The organism is Arthrobacter sp. P1_D4 (assembly GCF_056406115.1).
Genome location: NZ_JBFUAU010000019.1, coordinates 1 through 14,637 on the forward strand (window position 1 = coordinate 1; position 14,637 = coordinate 14,637).

General features: G+C 63.3%; 13 protein-coding genes. 4 read left to right on the forward strand and 9 right to left on the reverse strand.

The window, feature by feature from the left end; all coding sequences use genetic code 11:
* The 6 genes from AC1D0A_RS17960 to AC1D0A_RS17985 all read right to left on the reverse strand — a co-directional run.
* Positions 1-914: FAD-binding protein (locus tag AC1D0A_RS17960; RefSeq protein WP_476946433.1), on the reverse strand; the 914-nt coding region annotated here is incomplete at its 3' end.
* Between the two features lie 112 nt (positions 915-1,026).
* Positions 1,027-1,809: an electron transfer flavoprotein subunit beta/FixA family protein gene (locus tag AC1D0A_RS17965; protein WP_476946434.1), complete on the reverse strand. Its 783-nt coding sequence runs from the start codon at positions 1,807-1,809 to the stop codon at positions 1,027-1,029.
* A complete protein-coding gene (locus tag AC1D0A_RS17970) occupies positions 1,806-3,095 on the reverse strand; it encodes an MFS transporter (RefSeq protein WP_476946435.1) in 1,290 nt (429 codons plus the stop codon). The genes AC1D0A_RS17965 and AC1D0A_RS17970 overlap by 4 nt, the downstream gene beginning before the upstream one ends.
* Before the next feature lie 101 nt (positions 3,096-3,196).
* Positions 3,197-4,378 carry an acyl-CoA dehydrogenase family protein gene (locus tag AC1D0A_RS17975; RefSeq protein ID WP_476946436.1) on the reverse strand — a complete coding sequence of 394 codons (1,182 nt, stop codon included), beginning with the start codon at positions 4,376-4,378 and terminating at the stop codon, positions 3,197-3,199.
* 33 nt (positions 4,379-4,411) lie between these two features.
* Positions 4,412-4,900: a MaoC/PaaZ C-terminal domain-containing protein gene (locus tag AC1D0A_RS17980; protein ID WP_476946437.1), complete on the reverse strand. Its 489-nt coding sequence runs from the start codon at positions 4,898-4,900 to the stop codon at positions 4,412-4,414.
* Positions 4,885-7,149 (reverse strand): acetate--CoA ligase family protein, encoded by a 2,265-nt coding sequence (locus tag AC1D0A_RS17985; RefSeq protein ID WP_476946438.1) that lies wholly within the window; start codon positions 7,147-7,149, stop codon positions 4,885-4,887. Before AC1D0A_RS17985 ends, AC1D0A_RS17980 begins: the two co-directional genes overlap by 16 nt.
* A 127-nt stretch (positions 7,150-7,276) precedes the next feature.
* Between AC1D0A_RS17985 and AC1D0A_RS17990 the strand changes: the two genes are divergently transcribed.
* The 4 genes from AC1D0A_RS17990 (at position 7,277) to AC1D0A_RS18005 (ending at position 10,713) form a co-directional block, all read left to right on the forward strand.
* Positions 7,277-8,455: a thiolase family protein gene (locus AC1D0A_RS17990; RefSeq protein ID WP_310061106.1), complete on the forward strand. Its 1,179-nt coding sequence runs from the start codon at positions 7,277-7,279 to the stop codon at positions 8,453-8,455.
* Entirely contained in the window at positions 8,455-8,874 is a 420-nt protein-coding gene (locus tag AC1D0A_RS17995; protein ID WP_476946439.1) for a Zn-ribbon domain-containing OB-fold protein, read from the forward strand. Before AC1D0A_RS17990 ends, AC1D0A_RS17995 begins: the two co-directional genes overlap by 1 nt.
* A 52-nt stretch (positions 8,875-8,926) precedes the next feature.
* Positions 8,927-9,601 (forward strand): FadR/GntR family transcriptional regulator, encoded by a 675-nt coding sequence (locus AC1D0A_RS18000; RefSeq protein WP_476946440.1) that lies wholly within the window; start codon positions 8,927-8,929, stop codon positions 9,599-9,601.
* Positions 9,602-9,987: 386 nt separating this feature from the next.
* On the forward strand, positions 9,988-10,713 hold the full coding sequence (locus tag AC1D0A_RS18005) for a FadR/GntR family transcriptional regulator (RefSeq protein ID WP_476946441.1): 726 nt from the start codon (positions 9,988-9,990) through the stop codon (positions 10,711-10,713).
* Between the two features lie 55 nt (positions 10,714-10,768).
* On the opposite strand, the gene chcC2 is transcribed toward AC1D0A_RS18005, so the two are convergent.
* Genes chcC2 through chcC1 form a run of 3 tightly spaced genes read right to left on the reverse strand, consistent with a single transcriptional unit; the run spans position 10,769 to position 14,532 of the window.
* Positions 10,769-12,520: a 4-oxocyclohex-2-ene-1-carboxylate 5-dehydrogenase gene (gene chcC2, locus AC1D0A_RS18010; protein ID WP_476946442.1), complete on the reverse strand. Its 1,752-nt coding sequence runs from the start codon at positions 12,518-12,520 to the stop codon at positions 10,769-10,771.
* Positions 12,521-12,529: 9 nt separating this feature from the next.
* Positions 12,530-12,877, reverse strand: a complete 348-nt coding sequence (locus tag AC1D0A_RS18015; protein ID WP_476857201.1) for a Dabb family protein — start codon at positions 12,875-12,877, stop codon at positions 12,530-12,532.
* Positions 12,874-14,532, reverse strand: coding sequence for a 4-oxocyclohexanecarboxylate 2-dehydrogenase (gene chcC1, locus AC1D0A_RS18020; protein ID WP_476946443.1), 1,659 nt, complete (start codon positions 14,530-14,532; stop codon positions 12,874-12,876). The genes AC1D0A_RS18015 and chcC1 overlap by 4 nt, the downstream gene beginning before the upstream one ends.
* Positions 14,533-14,637: the final 105 nt, after the last annotated feature.

The following is a 14,637-nucleotide window of genomic DNA, read 5'->3' on the forward strand; positions in this document are numbered from 1 at the left end:
TTGTACGACGTGTTCAGGACCCCGTCCGGAAACCAGTCGTAGAGCGGCGCCCGGCCCGCGTCAAGGGCCTGCTGCGGTGGCGTCTGCCAGGAGATCCCGAGGGCCACGTACAGTTGGGGCGTCACGGTTACCCCGGTCTGGCCGACCTGAAAGGACTGCGGCACGTACCCGGCATCCACTGCCGCCCGGGAGGCACCAACTGCGGCACCCAAGGCGTCAGCAAGGTCTTCCACAAGGGAGAAAGCGTCTTTGGATCCAACACCCCGGCCGCCGGAAACCACGGCTTTGGCACCACGCAAAACCGGACGCCCGTTTTCGGCGGGGGTATCCGTGAGCTCGACGATGTTCGCTCCCCGGGCCACTTGGGTGATGACAGCCGCGGTAGCGACCTGCGGGGCCTCAACGGCCTGCGCACGGGATTCGACGGAGCCTGGACGCACCGACGCGATCATCAGCCCGCCTTCCACGGTGGACTCGGTGGTGAAGTCGCCACCGAAGACCGCGTGTGAGGCAATGACTTCCTGGTCGTTCTGGTCGTAGCGCACCCCGACCACGTCCGCGGCTACCGAACCGTTAGCGACGATGGCCAACCGGCCGGCCACTGCCTTCGAGTCGTTTGTTCCCGGCACCAGCACCAGTCGTGCGGAGTAGGCTTGGACGGCGTCTGCCAAGGCACCGACTTGCGCTGAGCCCAGCCCTGCGGCCGCAGGGTCGGCCTCGGCCACGTATACGTGGGCGGCGCCCAACGCGCCCAACTGTGCAGGCAAGTCGTCGCCTGTTCCGGGGGCGGCGACTACGACAGCCACGGGGGTTCCGATGCCGGCAGCCGCCCCAAGCAGGGATGCCGCCGTCGACTTCGGCGATCCGCCGCCAGTGGTCTCGATCAACACGAGTACATTTCCAGAATTTGCCATGATGGGTTCCTTTACCTCTTGGCCAGCACCGGCTAAGCATGCCGGAGGCTGCGGGGGCTGTTCAGGGGCCGCCCGGATTCGACTAAAGACAGGACGGGGATGGGGTGCCCGGTCAGACCAGGTGGTTGGAGACCAGGAAGTCGGCCAGCTGGGCTGCTGCAGTGCCGTCGTCCGTGATTTTCGGGCCGGCCTGCTTGGGTGGGCGCGCCGTGGCCGAGACCATCACGGAACGCACGGAGGCCGCTTCCGGCCCGGCCTGGATCCCCAGATCCGCTAGTGACCACGTCTCCAGCGGCTTCTTCTTGGCGGCCATGATGCCTTTGAAATTCGGAAACCTGGCCTCAGCGGTTTTCTCCGTCACGGAAATCACCGCCGGGCACGCCGAGGACAACCTGAGTGTGCCCCCATCAACCTGAGCCCACCCCGATACTTCGTTTGTAGTCATCCCAACTTCATCCAATCCCGGCAGCACTGGCCAGCCCAGAATCTCGGCAACCATGGCAGGGACCATCCCGCCGCGCCCATCGGTGGCCTCATTGCCGGCCAGCACCATGTCGACATTTCCGATCTTGTCAATCGCGGATGCCAGCACCCGGGACGTCTGAACCATGTCCGAACCCGACAGGGCCGGGTCGTTGACAAGCACTGCCGAATCCGCGCCCATTGACAAAAGCTTCCGGAGTGCCTTGTTGGCGTCCTCCGGGCCCATGGCCAACACAACTACTTCCGCATCGTTGGTGGAATCCTTGACCAGCAGTGCATTTTCCAGGGCACGCTCGTTGATCTCATCCGGCACCGGATCAGACACGGCCCGGTCCAACAGTCCCGACTCCAAATCGATCTTCCGGTTCGACCAGGTATCCGGAACCTGCTTAGCCAACACGACAATCTTCAATTCACTTCTCCTTTAATAACGCATTCAATTGACTTTGTCCCGAGGCTGTCATTGCTGAGGGGACGGGGGCTGAGTAATGGCTCAGGAGCTCTAGGACCGGTTGTCAGCCGCCACACGAGGGCGCTGGCAGCTACCGTCAGTGCGCCGAAACCGCAGGACATCAAGACGAACGGCGTTGTACCCAACGGGACAAGCCCCAGTGCAAAGGTGCCCAGCGCGGTCCCGGCATAGAGGGCGGAGTTGTTCCATGACAGCGCGTAGGCGCGGTTCTTGCCGGCCGAGTTAGTCAGTATCTCCTGGCTGTTACTGACGAAGGCCGATCCTGCCGCAAATGTAAACGCCCAGCCAGCCAGGGAGAACCAGAGGTGACCCGAGGCGGTGGCCAGGATGACGAAGCAGGTCATCACTGCGGCGAAAGAAAGGTTCAACAGCTGTTGCGAGCCCTTCCGGGCGCGAACCCGGTCCACGAGGCGCCCCCCGACTGTGGCCCCCAGCAGGGAACCTGCTCCCACGGTCGCACCCACAAGACCGAGCTGGGCGGTGTCCAGACCGAACCGGGTGAAGAGCAATGCCCCTGCGAAGGTGTAGGTTGCATACCGGGTGGCCTGCGCAAAGAAATTAGCAGTCAACAGAAAGCTGAACTCTCTACGACGCCACAAATTCAAGGAGTCCGCGAACGCCTCCCTGATACCGACCTTTTCCGGGATTCGGACTTCCTTGCCCAAGCGCAGCCCGATCAGCGCAGCCAGCACTGCACCGAGCACGGCAATGGCCAGGAAGGTCCACCGCCACGATGCGAAGGAGGCAACGAGGCCTCCCAGCGGAACGCCTACGATTTGTCCGGCAGCAAAGGTTGAGGCCACGCCCGCTACGGCCTTGCCTACCTGGTGGGGCGCCGCCGTCTCCGTAGCGAAGGACCACACCGGCGGGCCCATGATCGAGGCGCCAACGGCAGCCAGTACCCGCCCGGCAACCACCAGCCCAAGCGTTGGCATAAGTGCTGCCCCCAGCACGCCGACACTGAATACTGCCGCTCCGACCCACATGGCCGATCGTCGTGTGAAGCGGTTGGTGATCAAGGCGACCGCCGGGCTGAGCAGTGCGTAAACGATGGAGAAACTCCAAGCAACCACAGAAGCTTCCCCGATGCTCACACCGAAACCCGCGCTGATCTGTGGCAGCAGCGGCGAGACCATGAACATGTCCATGCCCAGAACGAGGAACAGCGACCTGGCAAGCCGTTGCTTGGACCACGGGGTGACCGTGACCGTTGAGGTGGATATCATCGCTCGGCTTCCCTGCCTCCGCTATGGTACTGCTCCGCATGAAGTGTCATGGTGCTCACGCCTCCCGGACGAGGGCGGGCCTGCCGGCCCGTCCTCGTGGGTTAGAGGCCCATCCTCTTGGCCAGGACGTTCCGCTGGATCTCGTTGGTACCGCCGCCGATCGGGCCGACCCGTGAATCCCGGAAGTACATCTGCATGTCGTATTCCATGGCGTAGCCGGAGCCGCCGTAAACCTGCAGGCCGATGTCGGAGACCTTGAAGTTGTTCTCGGTGGCAATGATCTTGGCTATCGAGGTTTCCTCAATGGCAGACTCGCCGGCGTCCAACAGCTCCGCCACCCGGTACGTTGCCTGGCGTGCCTGCTCGGCCATGATCCACATGTCGACCAGTTTGTGCTGGATCACCTGGAACTTGGAGATGGGCTGGTCGAACTGGATGCGCTGCTGTGCGTAGTCGGCGGCATCCTCGGTGATCCGGTAGCAGTTCCCTGCCGAGATGGCGGCCAGCCCAAGGCGTTCCAGGCCGAGGGCCTTCATGAGGTTCTTCCAGGTTTTGCCTTCCTCACCGATGCGGTCCTCGTCCGGGACGAAGACGTTCTCCAGCACGACTTCGTTGGCGTGCGTGGTGCGCCGTCCCAGCATTTGCAGTGGGTTGATTGTCACACCGGCGCTCTTGGTGTTGACCAGGAACGTGGTGAAGCCCTGGTGCCGATCGGCGTTCGGGTCCGTCTTGGCGATCACAACGAGGTAGTCGGCCACGTGCGCGCCGGAGATCCAGACCTTGGTTCCGTTGAGTACCCAGCCGCCGTCCTGCCTTACTGCCTTGGTCCGGAGACCGGCTACGTCAGAACCGGTTCCCGGTTCGGACATAGCGATGGACATCTTGATTGAGCCGTTGATGATGCCCGGGATGATCCGGTGCTTGACCTCCTCGGTGCCGAACTTCGCCACGTGGCCGCCTGCGTAGATCGATGTAATCATCACCGCTTGCCCGATGCCGGCGTAGTGGTATCCAAGGGTCTCCATAAAGTTGGTGATGTCCTTGTAGCTGGCGCTGGCGCCTCCATATTCCTCGTCGAAGAACAGGCCCAGGAAGCCGCTTTCTGCAAGTGCATCGTAGGCGGCATGTGGGAATTCTTTGACGTCGTCGATGCGACGGATCTCTTCCTTGGGCAGCGTTGCTTCCAGGATTTCCAGGACCGCCTCGCGGACCGCCTTCTGATCCTCGGTGAGCCCCGTGGTGTTGACCAGTAACTTCATTGTTTTGTCTCCAGTGGTAGTCATTGTGCTGCGGTGGTGTCGTGCTGTGTTGGGTGGTCAGATGGCGGCGGGTTCCGGCGCGGTTGCCGCTTGTCCTGCCAGCCCGGCCCTGGTGTAGGCCATGGTCGTCATGAGGCCCCGCTGGACCACCGTGTCGTTCTGATTCACGAGCTCCATCAACCGGACGACCACACCCCGGTCGGGTTTCGATGTGACCTTGGCGCTCTGTACGGTGGTGCGCAACCGCACCGTGTCCCCAATGAGGATGGGTGCGAGGAACTGCCATTCGTCCACGCCCAGCGCGGCGATGGCGGTGCCGTCGAAGTCACCCATGCGGGCGCTCAGTCCGGTAACAATCGACATGCCCAGGGTGCCGTGGGCGATCCTCTGCCCCAGCGGGGAGCGGCCCGCGTACTCGGCGTCCGTATGCATGGGGTTGGAATCGCCGGAAATCCACGAGTAGATGACAATGTCCGTCTCGGTCACCGTTCTGGCCGGGCTCTCGTTGACGTCACCGATGGCGAAGTCCTCTACGCATTTGCCCATTCCGCTGTCCCTTCTGCGTGGTTGGCGACCGGTACGGCACCGCCCGGTTGCGGTGTGATGCCGTGCTCCCGAGGTGCCAGGACGATGAGGGCGTCGACCGCCATGGGTCCATGGTCCCGGGTGATGCGGACGGGGTTGAGTTCGATTTCGGTCGCCAGGCCGTCGAGATCCCGCACCAGCTGTGAGAAGGCGACGATAGTGTCGGCGAGGGCATCGATGTCGTAGGGGGCTTGGCCCCGGGCGCCCTCCAGGACTTTGACCAGGGTCATCTCCCCAATGGCTTCCAGGGCCGTCGGACGGTCGAGCGGGGTGAGATAGACCTTGACGTCCTTGAGGATCTCGACCCAGGTACCCCCGCTGCCGAGCAGGACCAGGGGTCCGAATACCGGGTCAAAGCGGGCACCGAGAAGGATTTCGGGGCCTTCCCCGGCCATCTGCTGAACGCTGTAGCCAACGATATGGGCGTGGGCGGCTTCCGAGACCATGCGTGCGGACATGGTTGTCAATGCGTCGCGGACCTCGTCGGCGTTGGCGAGACCGACCCGTACGCCACCTACCTCGGACTTATGCAGGATGTCCGGGGACACGACCTTGAGCACCACGGGGTACCCCATGGCATCCGCAGCGGCTGCTGCCTCGTCCGGAGTCTGGACCACCTGTTCCCCCGGGACCTTGATGCCATAGTGGGTCACGATCTCCTTCGCGGCAGTCTCCGTCAGGGCCGTCGCGCCGGGGGTTGCGGCACCCAGCAGTCCGGCGGCCAGCAGTCCGGCGGCCAGCAGTCCGGCGGCGGGATTTCCGACGGCGGCATCGGCGGTGGAGTCCGACAGCGGGAACCAATCGGTGCGGGCGTGCCAGTCCATCCACCGTCGGATCGTCCACATGCACCGGGAGGGGGACCGGAACACGGTGACGGAGGCGTCACTGTCCAGGTCGCGGCTGCCCGGTCCTTCCAGCCATTCGTTCATCCAGACGGCGGCCAGCGCGGTAGTGGTTTCGCTTGCAACCTCCGCGAGGTAACGGGCCCTCACACCGGTGGTTGTCTCGTGGACAAACGTCAGCGGAACCACTACGGCCCCGTAGCCCGGATCGTCACAGAAGGACATCACTGCTGTCTTGAACGTGGAGATGTCCTTGAGTACCTCGGCAGTAAGGTCCGCCGGATTGGCCATGGAACCGAAGCCTGGAACGATGTCCTGGAGGACGACGGCCGTGGCGTCATCCAGGGCCGGCAGCGGCAGACCGTTTTCTTCAGCCTTATCGGCACAGATCACACCTGCCCCGCCCGAAGTTGCCATGATCCCCACGCCTGCCCCGTTCGGGCCCTGGGGATTGCGGGAGAAGAACGTCGCGACTTCCAGAAGAGCCTCGAAATCCTCCACCAGGACCGCACCGGCCCGGCGGAAGGCTGAGCGGTAGGCCTCCGCGGAACCTGCGAGCGTCCCGGTGTGGGACAGCGCGGCCTTGCTGCTGGCCTCACCGTTGGCGGCCTTGTAGACGATGACAGGCTTTCCGGCCCGACCGGCCTTCAGGATGGCCTCGATGAACCGCCGGCCGTCGGAGATACCCTCCAGCAGGCACACGATGACTGAGGTGTCCGGGTCTTCTGCAAGGTAGGACACGTAGTCGGCAACGTCCACATCCACCGAGTTGCCACAGGCGAGGAACTTGCTGAAACCCATGCCACGATGCACGCCCTGAAGAAGTGAGTACCCGAGAGCGCCGCTCTGTGAGACCAGGGAGATGCCGCCCGCGTCACCGGAGATCATCTGCCCGCAGTCGGTCATGAAGTTCATGGCGGCCTTGCTCTGGGCATTCACGAGGCCAATGCAGTTGGGGCCGGCGAGCCGCAGCCCGCCTTGGCGGGCGGTATCCAGCAGGCGAAGCTGCGCTGCCTCGCCGTCCACATCCCCGGTCTCACGGTAGCCGGAGGCATAAACCACGGCCCCGCCGATGCCTAGGCGGGCCGCTTCCTGGATGACCGGTTCGGCCAGGTGCTGTCCCACGCAAACGATGACACAGTCCGGGACTTCGGGGAGATCGGCCAGGTTGGCAAAGGTGGGCCGGCCAAGGATCTCGCTGTGTTTCGGGTGGATGCCGTAAACGGTCCCCGTGAAGTTGGCGAGGTTCTCGAGCGTCCGGCGGCCGAAGCTGCCTTCGCTGGGCGAAGCGCCCACCACGGCAATGCTTCTCGGCTCGATAAGCCGGCGCAGATCGTCGCGCCCATACAGGGGCCGCTGCTGAATCATGTTCTCTCCTAAATATCAACGGTTGAACCATTGCAATTGTGGCGCTAGTCTCAAGATACGTCAAGAGAGCTTTCCGCAAGGCCGCGAAGCAACGGCCAGGAATCGTCAGGAGCACAGAATGGGCAGAGTGGCAGTCATTGGATATGCGGCAACACCGGTAGGCCGGTTGCAGCCACGGACCGGGGACGCAGGCTCACTTGAGCACGAAGTCCTCGCGGACGTTGTGCTCCGGGCCGTCGAGATGGCCCAGGTGGACAAGTCGGATATTGGGGGCCTGAGCTTCGCGCAGCCCCGTCCGTATACCCAGCAGAAGTACTTCGGGACGTTTATGGCCAGCTATTTGCAGCTGCCCTGTGACGGATTCGTGGCTGAGGTCCTCGGCAACGGAATGACCGGTGGCCTCGCCTTTGAGCATGCTGCCGACAACATCCGCTCGGGACGGGCCAAGGTGGCCCTTGCCCTCGGCGTAAACTACGAAACCGCCATCTCTTCGGGTGAGCACATGATGAGCTCCATGCGCGCCGTCGGGGACGTGGACTTCCAGGCACCCTTCGGTATCACGCCCATTGCGTGGTACGCCATGGACATGATGCGATACATGCATGAGTTTGGGGTCACCCGCGAGGACGTGGCCACCGTGGCCGTCAAGAACCGCCACCACGCCAGCCTGAATCCGCTGGCACAGTACCGCAAGCCCATTACTCTGGACGAGGTCATGGCCCAGCCGACTATCGTCCACCCCCTGGGGCTCTATGAAGTGCCACCGCGAAGCGACGGCGCGGTGTGCCTGGTGTTGGCTGACGAAGACGTGGCCCGCGCCAGCGGCCGGCCTTACGTTCTGGTCCGCGGCACTGGCTTCCACCATGAGGGTGCCCACCAGATTACGGCCACACCCAACGACATGATCGCCCTGAACGCTGCCCAAAAGGCCGGCGGACAGGCCTTCGCTGAGGCCGGGCTGAAGCCCTCTGACCTCGACTTCGCGGAGCCGTACGCCCCCTGCACGATCGTAGAGGTCTTGGTCAGCGAAGCGCTGGGAATCGTTCCGCGCGGTGCCGGCGCCAAATTTGCGGCAGAGGGCAGGACCTCCTTGGGTGGTGACATTCCCATCTCCACCTCGGGCGGACTGACTTCCCGGGGCCACCCGGCGTACGTCACCCCGCTGTACAACCTCCTGGAAGCCGTGGAGCAGCTGATGCACCAGGCGGGCGACCGTCAGGTCCAGGACGCCTCCATCGGCCTGGCCACCGCTGAACTTGGCAACTACAACGCAGCTCTCGTGCACATCCTTGAAAGGGTTTCCTGATGATCAACACCGTCCAGCTGAACCACCCCCACCCCTACCCACCGAGGAAAACCCCGTTTACCACCCCGTTCTGGGAGGCGCTGGCAGAAGGGCGTTTCATCACCACGCGGTTGGGGGCGGACGGGGCCATCACCTTTCCGCCGAGGGACTTCGATCCGGCAACGTGGAGCAGGGACGTCGAGTGGGTGGAACTGTCCGGGCGCGGAACGCTCTATTCAGTGACGTCCGTCCATGCAGCTCCGGAGGCGTTCCGTGAGTTCACGCCGTACCAGGTCGCGATTGTCGACCTGGACGACGGACCCCGTTTGGCCACTGCATTCCTCGGACCGGTGGACACGCCGCTGGATTCGCGAATAGAAATCGTGGCAATGCGATACACCGACGAAGTCGCTTTCGCCGCCAGGCCCCTGGTCCCCTGAAGCCGTGACGGGGGCATTCCAGCCATTCGCCAACGTTCGGCCAAGGCGTGCGGTGGATGAGATCATCGAGCAAATTCGAAGCCGTATCCAGTCCAATGAGCTCAACCCGGGGGAAAGACTGCCCAGCGAACGGGATCTGGCGGAGCAGCTCGGCGTCAGCCGGAACACCCTTCGTGAAGCTCTTCGGATGCTGGAATCCTCCGGGCTCGTCACACTGAAAAAGGGATCCGCCGGCGGCGCGTTCCTCAACGACTCGAATTCGGCAGCCCTGGCCCAGGGCCTGCTCGATGGGATGGGGCTGCGGCAGTACGACGCCAAGGAACTCATCGATGTCCGTCTCGTCCTGGTGAACTACGTTGCCGAACAGGCGTGTCTGCACGCCACAGACGTTGAGATTGAGGAACTGGCCGCCGTCGTGAGTTCCTCGGAGGAAGCCGAAACCAACAACCTCGACTTCGAGGATCGCCTGGAGCGCCACATCCTATTTCACCGGAAGCTTGCTCAGATCGCCCACAACGGGATTTCCGAGGCGCTGACGGGACCGCTCCTGGAAATTACGCGGCACTTTCATCAGAATGCTGGCCCCACCGGTGGTTTGGAGACCCACGGAACCCGCCGTCAACTCGTGCAGGCGCTAAGGGACCGGAATCCGGACGCCGCCAAGCAGGCATTGACGAAACACTTTGACCTCCTCCACCGCCGCATCCAAGCCGGGGCTCTCGGGTAGCCGGCCATCAAAAAGGGAGCCAGTCCCGGGTCATGCCTGGGACTGGCTTCTCCATGCGCCTGAGCTTGCACGCGCAGTCCCTCTGAAGTTCCGTCACGAATAAGCTGACCCTGGCTGTTTCGCCGTCACGCCCAGGCCTGGAGATCCCGCTCGAAGACTCGGGCAGACCGGCCGTGACTACCGTAGCCATGGTGCCCTCAGTGTGTGTATGGTTGATCCATTACTTGGGTGATTGAAGTCTCACACGTGTAAACGCCGTAGAGAATGTGTTTCATCGGCCGGATGCCAAATCAACGTAGGCTGGCACCCGAACCAGACAACGGTCCCTGCGGTTACGATACTCGAACGTATGGACAGCACCCACGCCGGTTAAACAAAGGTAGACAGTGGATTACTCAGCTCAGCCGTTCGCGCAGGTTCAGCCGCGCCGCGCCGTGGATGCAATCATGAAGCAGATACGCGACCGCATCCAATCCAACGAACTCAGGCCAGGTCAGAAGCTGCCCGCCGAGCGGTTGCTGGCGGAGCAAATGGGCGTCAGTCGGAACACCGTGCGTGAAGCTATTCGCATGTTGGAGGTTTCCGGCCTTGTCACCTTGAAAAAGGGGGCAACAGGCGGTGCGTTCCTCAATGATTCGAACACGGCTGCCTTATCGCAGAATATTCGCGATGGCATCAACCTTAACCAGTACGACGCCACCGATCTCATCGACGTGCGCTTGGTGCTGGAGACTTACGCTGTCGAGCGGGCCTGCCTCCACGCGACGGACGAAGAGATCGATGAATTGGCTGCAATTGCCCGGCAGTCAAAACTTGCGGAGAGTTCCGAACCGAGTTACGAACACCGGCTGGTTCTGCATATGGATTTTCACCGGAAGCTCGCCACCTTCGCCCATAACCGAGTGCTCGAGGTATTGACCGAGCCGCTGCTGGAAATGACCCGGCAGTTCCACCTCAAGTCCGGACCGGCCGCGGGAATGGAAACCCACGAACTCCGTGCCCGCCTGGTCCAGGCGATCCGGGAACGGGATCCTGAAGCTGCCAAAAAGATCTTGGCTGAACACTTTACGGCACTGCAAGAACGCCTCCTTGCCGTCACCCTCCACAGCTGAAAATGACTGATGCTCCGGAGCCTCTGCATGGGCTCCGGAGCACCAGTATTCAGAATTACACGCCGATCTCCGCGGCACGCTCCGCAGCTCCGGCGTGACCGGACTCCGCGGCCAGCGCAGCGATGTCCCGTCCCATGCGGTAGCCAAACACCAGGGCCGGGCCGATATGGGAGCCGTATCCTGGGTAGCCGCCGCCGAACACGGAGACTGCAGCGGCGCCCACCGAGAACAGCCCGGGGATGCGGGATCCGTCGGGCCGGATCACCGCGTGGCGTGAGTCAACGTCGATTCCGGCGAAGGTCCCCAGATCGCCCATGCGCACTTTTGCGGCGAAGTACGGACCTTTGTCCAAGGGTGCCAGGTTCGGATTAGGCTTATGATCCATGTCGCCGCGGAAGTGGTTGTAGGCAGTAGAGCCACGGCCGAACTCGCTATCCTCGCCAGCGGCGGCGTCCCGGTTGAAGCGCTCAATGGTGGCCGTCAGCCCGGCCGCGTCAACGCCGATTTTCCGGGCCAGCTTTTCCAGTGTGTTGCCCTTAACCAGGTAACCCATCTTGTAGAACAAGGCCCGGGGGATTGGCCAAGGCTTGGCATAGCCAATGCCGTACTTGTCCATGAGCTTCCTGTCGCCCACAATCCACGCGTAGACAGAGTCCTCGTCCTTCATGTGCGCCAGCATCTGTCCACCAAAGTCGTGGTAGCTCAGAGCTTCGTTCCCGAATCGCTTGCCGTTGCGGTCCACCGTGATCATGCCCGGCAGCCCGATCTGGCGCAGGTGCGGGAAGAGGCGCTCTGCACCGGTGCGCAGGTACTTGAAGACCGTGACGGGCGCCCATGATCCTACCGAGGAGACCTCGGCGTTGATCCTGCCGCCGACCTTCATGGCCATCCGTGCCGAGGAGCCGTCATGGCCCTGGGTCGGGGTGAAGTGCTCCCCGCCGTTGCGGTCATGCGGAAAGTACTGCCTGCGCAGGGCATCGTCTCCGGAGAAGCCGCCGCCGGCCAACACCACGCCCAGCCTTGCCTCCACCCGGCCTGCGTGTTCGCCGGAAAGGACCGCACCGGTGACCACGCCGCCGTCGTCAATTACCAACTCCTCCGCGGGAGTGGAGGTCCACACGCGCACGCCCGCGTCCAGTGCGGAAGCGACCATGCGGGTCATCAGGGCCGAGCCGTTAGTGCGCCTGAGGGGCTGCTGGAACAGCGCAGTGTCCGCCCAGGTCCTCAGCAGTTTGCCGGCCGTGTAGGTAAAGGCCTTTACGGACTGATTGGCCTTCAGGATCGTGCTCAGGTCCGGGCCCACCTGCGGCATGTAGCCGAAAACGGTGTAAGAGCTAAGGTACGGCTGCAGTTCCTTGCGGCGGTTGCCCAGCATGCGGATGTCGGCATCGGTGGGCAGGATGGCGCGGCCGCCGAGTTTGGCGCCCGGCAGGTCCATCTGATAGTCCGGCGCCTTCTCGGGATAGCTGAAGGTCACTTTGGTGTGGTCCTCGAAGAAATCAATGGCTTCCGGAACGGTGTCCAGGAACCCGTCGATGCCGTCCTTGTTGTAAGTCTCCGGCGCCAGGGCCCTCAAGTACTTTTCGGCTTCGGCCCGGGTGTCGCCCGTGGCCGCAGCGCCCTTGCGGTTGCCCGGGACCCAGGCCCATCCGGCGGATAGCGCGGTGGTGCCGCCGAAATGCGGAGACTTTTCCGCAACGATGACATTCAGGCCGTCATGCGCAGCCCGCAGTGCTGTAGCCATGCCGGCCGCGCCGGAACCGACGATAAGTATGTCGCAGCGGTGGGTAGTGGGGGTGTCAGTCATGACTGTTTCCTAGCGTTTGGAGGACAAGGCAGCGCTGCCTGAAGGGGTGAGGGGCGTTGCTGAAGCGTCGAGTTCGAGATCCACATAGGCGAGGTCCTGCACGTTCGGCAGTGAGTAGGGCTTGATGGCCTCGTGAAGGGGGTGGGTGTTGTAGACGGCGAGTGCATTGCGGTCCTGGAAGTCCGCAACGATGACGTGGTCCCATGATCTGTCCGTCTTCAAAACGTCAGGTCCGTGGACGAGTGAAAGCAGACCGGGGATATTGCCTTCCAGCAACTCCAGGCCGGTGATCCAGCCGGCGCGGATTTCATCGGTGAAGCTGTCCTTCCAGCGGAACATGACGATGTGCCGGATCATGCGGGCACCGACTCGGACTCGGCAGTGTAATGGGCCGGCTGATTGGCCAATCGTCGGCCGGCCAGGTAGGCCATGGTCATCAGCGGGCCCAGGGTAGCCCCGGCGCCGGGGTATCCGGCGGCGTAGGGGCTCTCGGTGGTGTTGCCGGCGGCGAAGAGGCCAGGGATGGTGTTTCCGTCGACGTCGAGGACCTGGCCGTTGCCGTCAGTAGCCACACCTCCGCAGGTCCCGAAGGCTCCGTTGACCACCTCGAGGGCGTAGTAAGGCCCGTACTGCAGCGGCCCCAGCGAAGGGTTGGGCCACTGGTTATCCGCGTCCCCCCAATACCGGTCGTACTCTGAAGACCCGCGGCCGAAGTCCGGGTCCTCGCCCTGAAGGGCGTTGGCGTTGAACCGCTCCACAGTGGCTTCGAGGTTCTCTGTGGGGACGCCGATCCGGGAAGCGAGGTCGGCAAGCGTCGGTGCTTCGATGAGCCAGGCCGGGGTGGGGTCGCCGGCGCGGTGGTCCATGATGCCATAGCGCTCCAGGTAGGACTGGTCGAAGACCACGTGGGCCGGGGTGTTCAGTGTCTGGTTGTTCGCCGAATCCCAGGAGTGCAGCACACGGGCCAGGTCGTTGTAGTTCTGTGCCTCATTCGCGAAGCGCTGGCCGTGGCGGTTGATCATGATGGAGCCGGGCCCCTGGCGCTCGAACCGCAGCAGCGAACCGACAGGTTCCCCGTCCCGCATTGTCCCGGTCAGGGACATAGGCGCCCACCAGGCTTCGCGAGTACCGCGGGTCATGGCGCCGATGCGCTGGGCCATCTTCAGGGCGTCACCCGTATTTGAGGGCGGTGAGCACATGGTGTAGAGGCGGGTGGCGAGCATCGAGTCTGCCAGCTGCCGGTCCCACTCAAAACCGCCCGCGGCCAGCACCACGCCTGCGCTCGCTTCGAACTCGGTACCGTCACTGAGTACGACGCCGGTCACACCACTCTCGCGGGTCAGGAGCCTTTTAGCGCGGGCCCCGACAGCGAAATGAACACCATTTTTGAGGCATGCGCTGATGAGCATGGCTACAAGGGAGTGGCCCTTGGCTGCAAACCCGTTGGCCTGACGCTCATTCAGTTCGTCCCACGGGAAAGCGGTGAAGGCGCCCCAGTCCTCGTATTCCTGCATGGTGTAGGGAAGCCGGCCGTCCGTGCGGACGTGCTCGGCCATCGGGCCGAGGGCCTCGTTGCAGTTGAACAGCTCGGGCTCCACCGTTCTGCCGCCCTTAATGGCACCGGGCAGATCCTGTCGGTAGTCCGGAAAGTTGTCGAGGAAGATGAATCGCACTCCGAGTTCGTCCGCCGCGAAGCGGAGCATTGTGTCGCCGTGGTCCAGGGCCGCGTCGAGCAGTTCGGACCGGCCGCGGCCGCGGGCCACGGCCTCCACGTACTCACGGCCGGCGGACTTTGAATCGTTGATGCCGGCTTCGCGTGCGTAGTGGTTGTCCACCACCCAGAGCATGCCTCCGGACACTGCGGAAGTGCCTCCCAGCAGCTCGGATTTCTCCAAAACGATTACGGACTGGCCTGCATGGGCTGCGGTGGCAGCGGCCGTGAGTGCGCCCGCACCGGAGCCCACCACGACGACGTCATAGCGGCCGGCGTTCTCAGCATTGAGGATGCGCATTTGGTTATTTCACTCTCCGTGGGTCTGACGTCCAGCGGGATGGCTGGAGCAATTCCCTGATCGTGGCACGGTGGCAGGCGCTTACCGAGGTGGTGTTCCATTGAT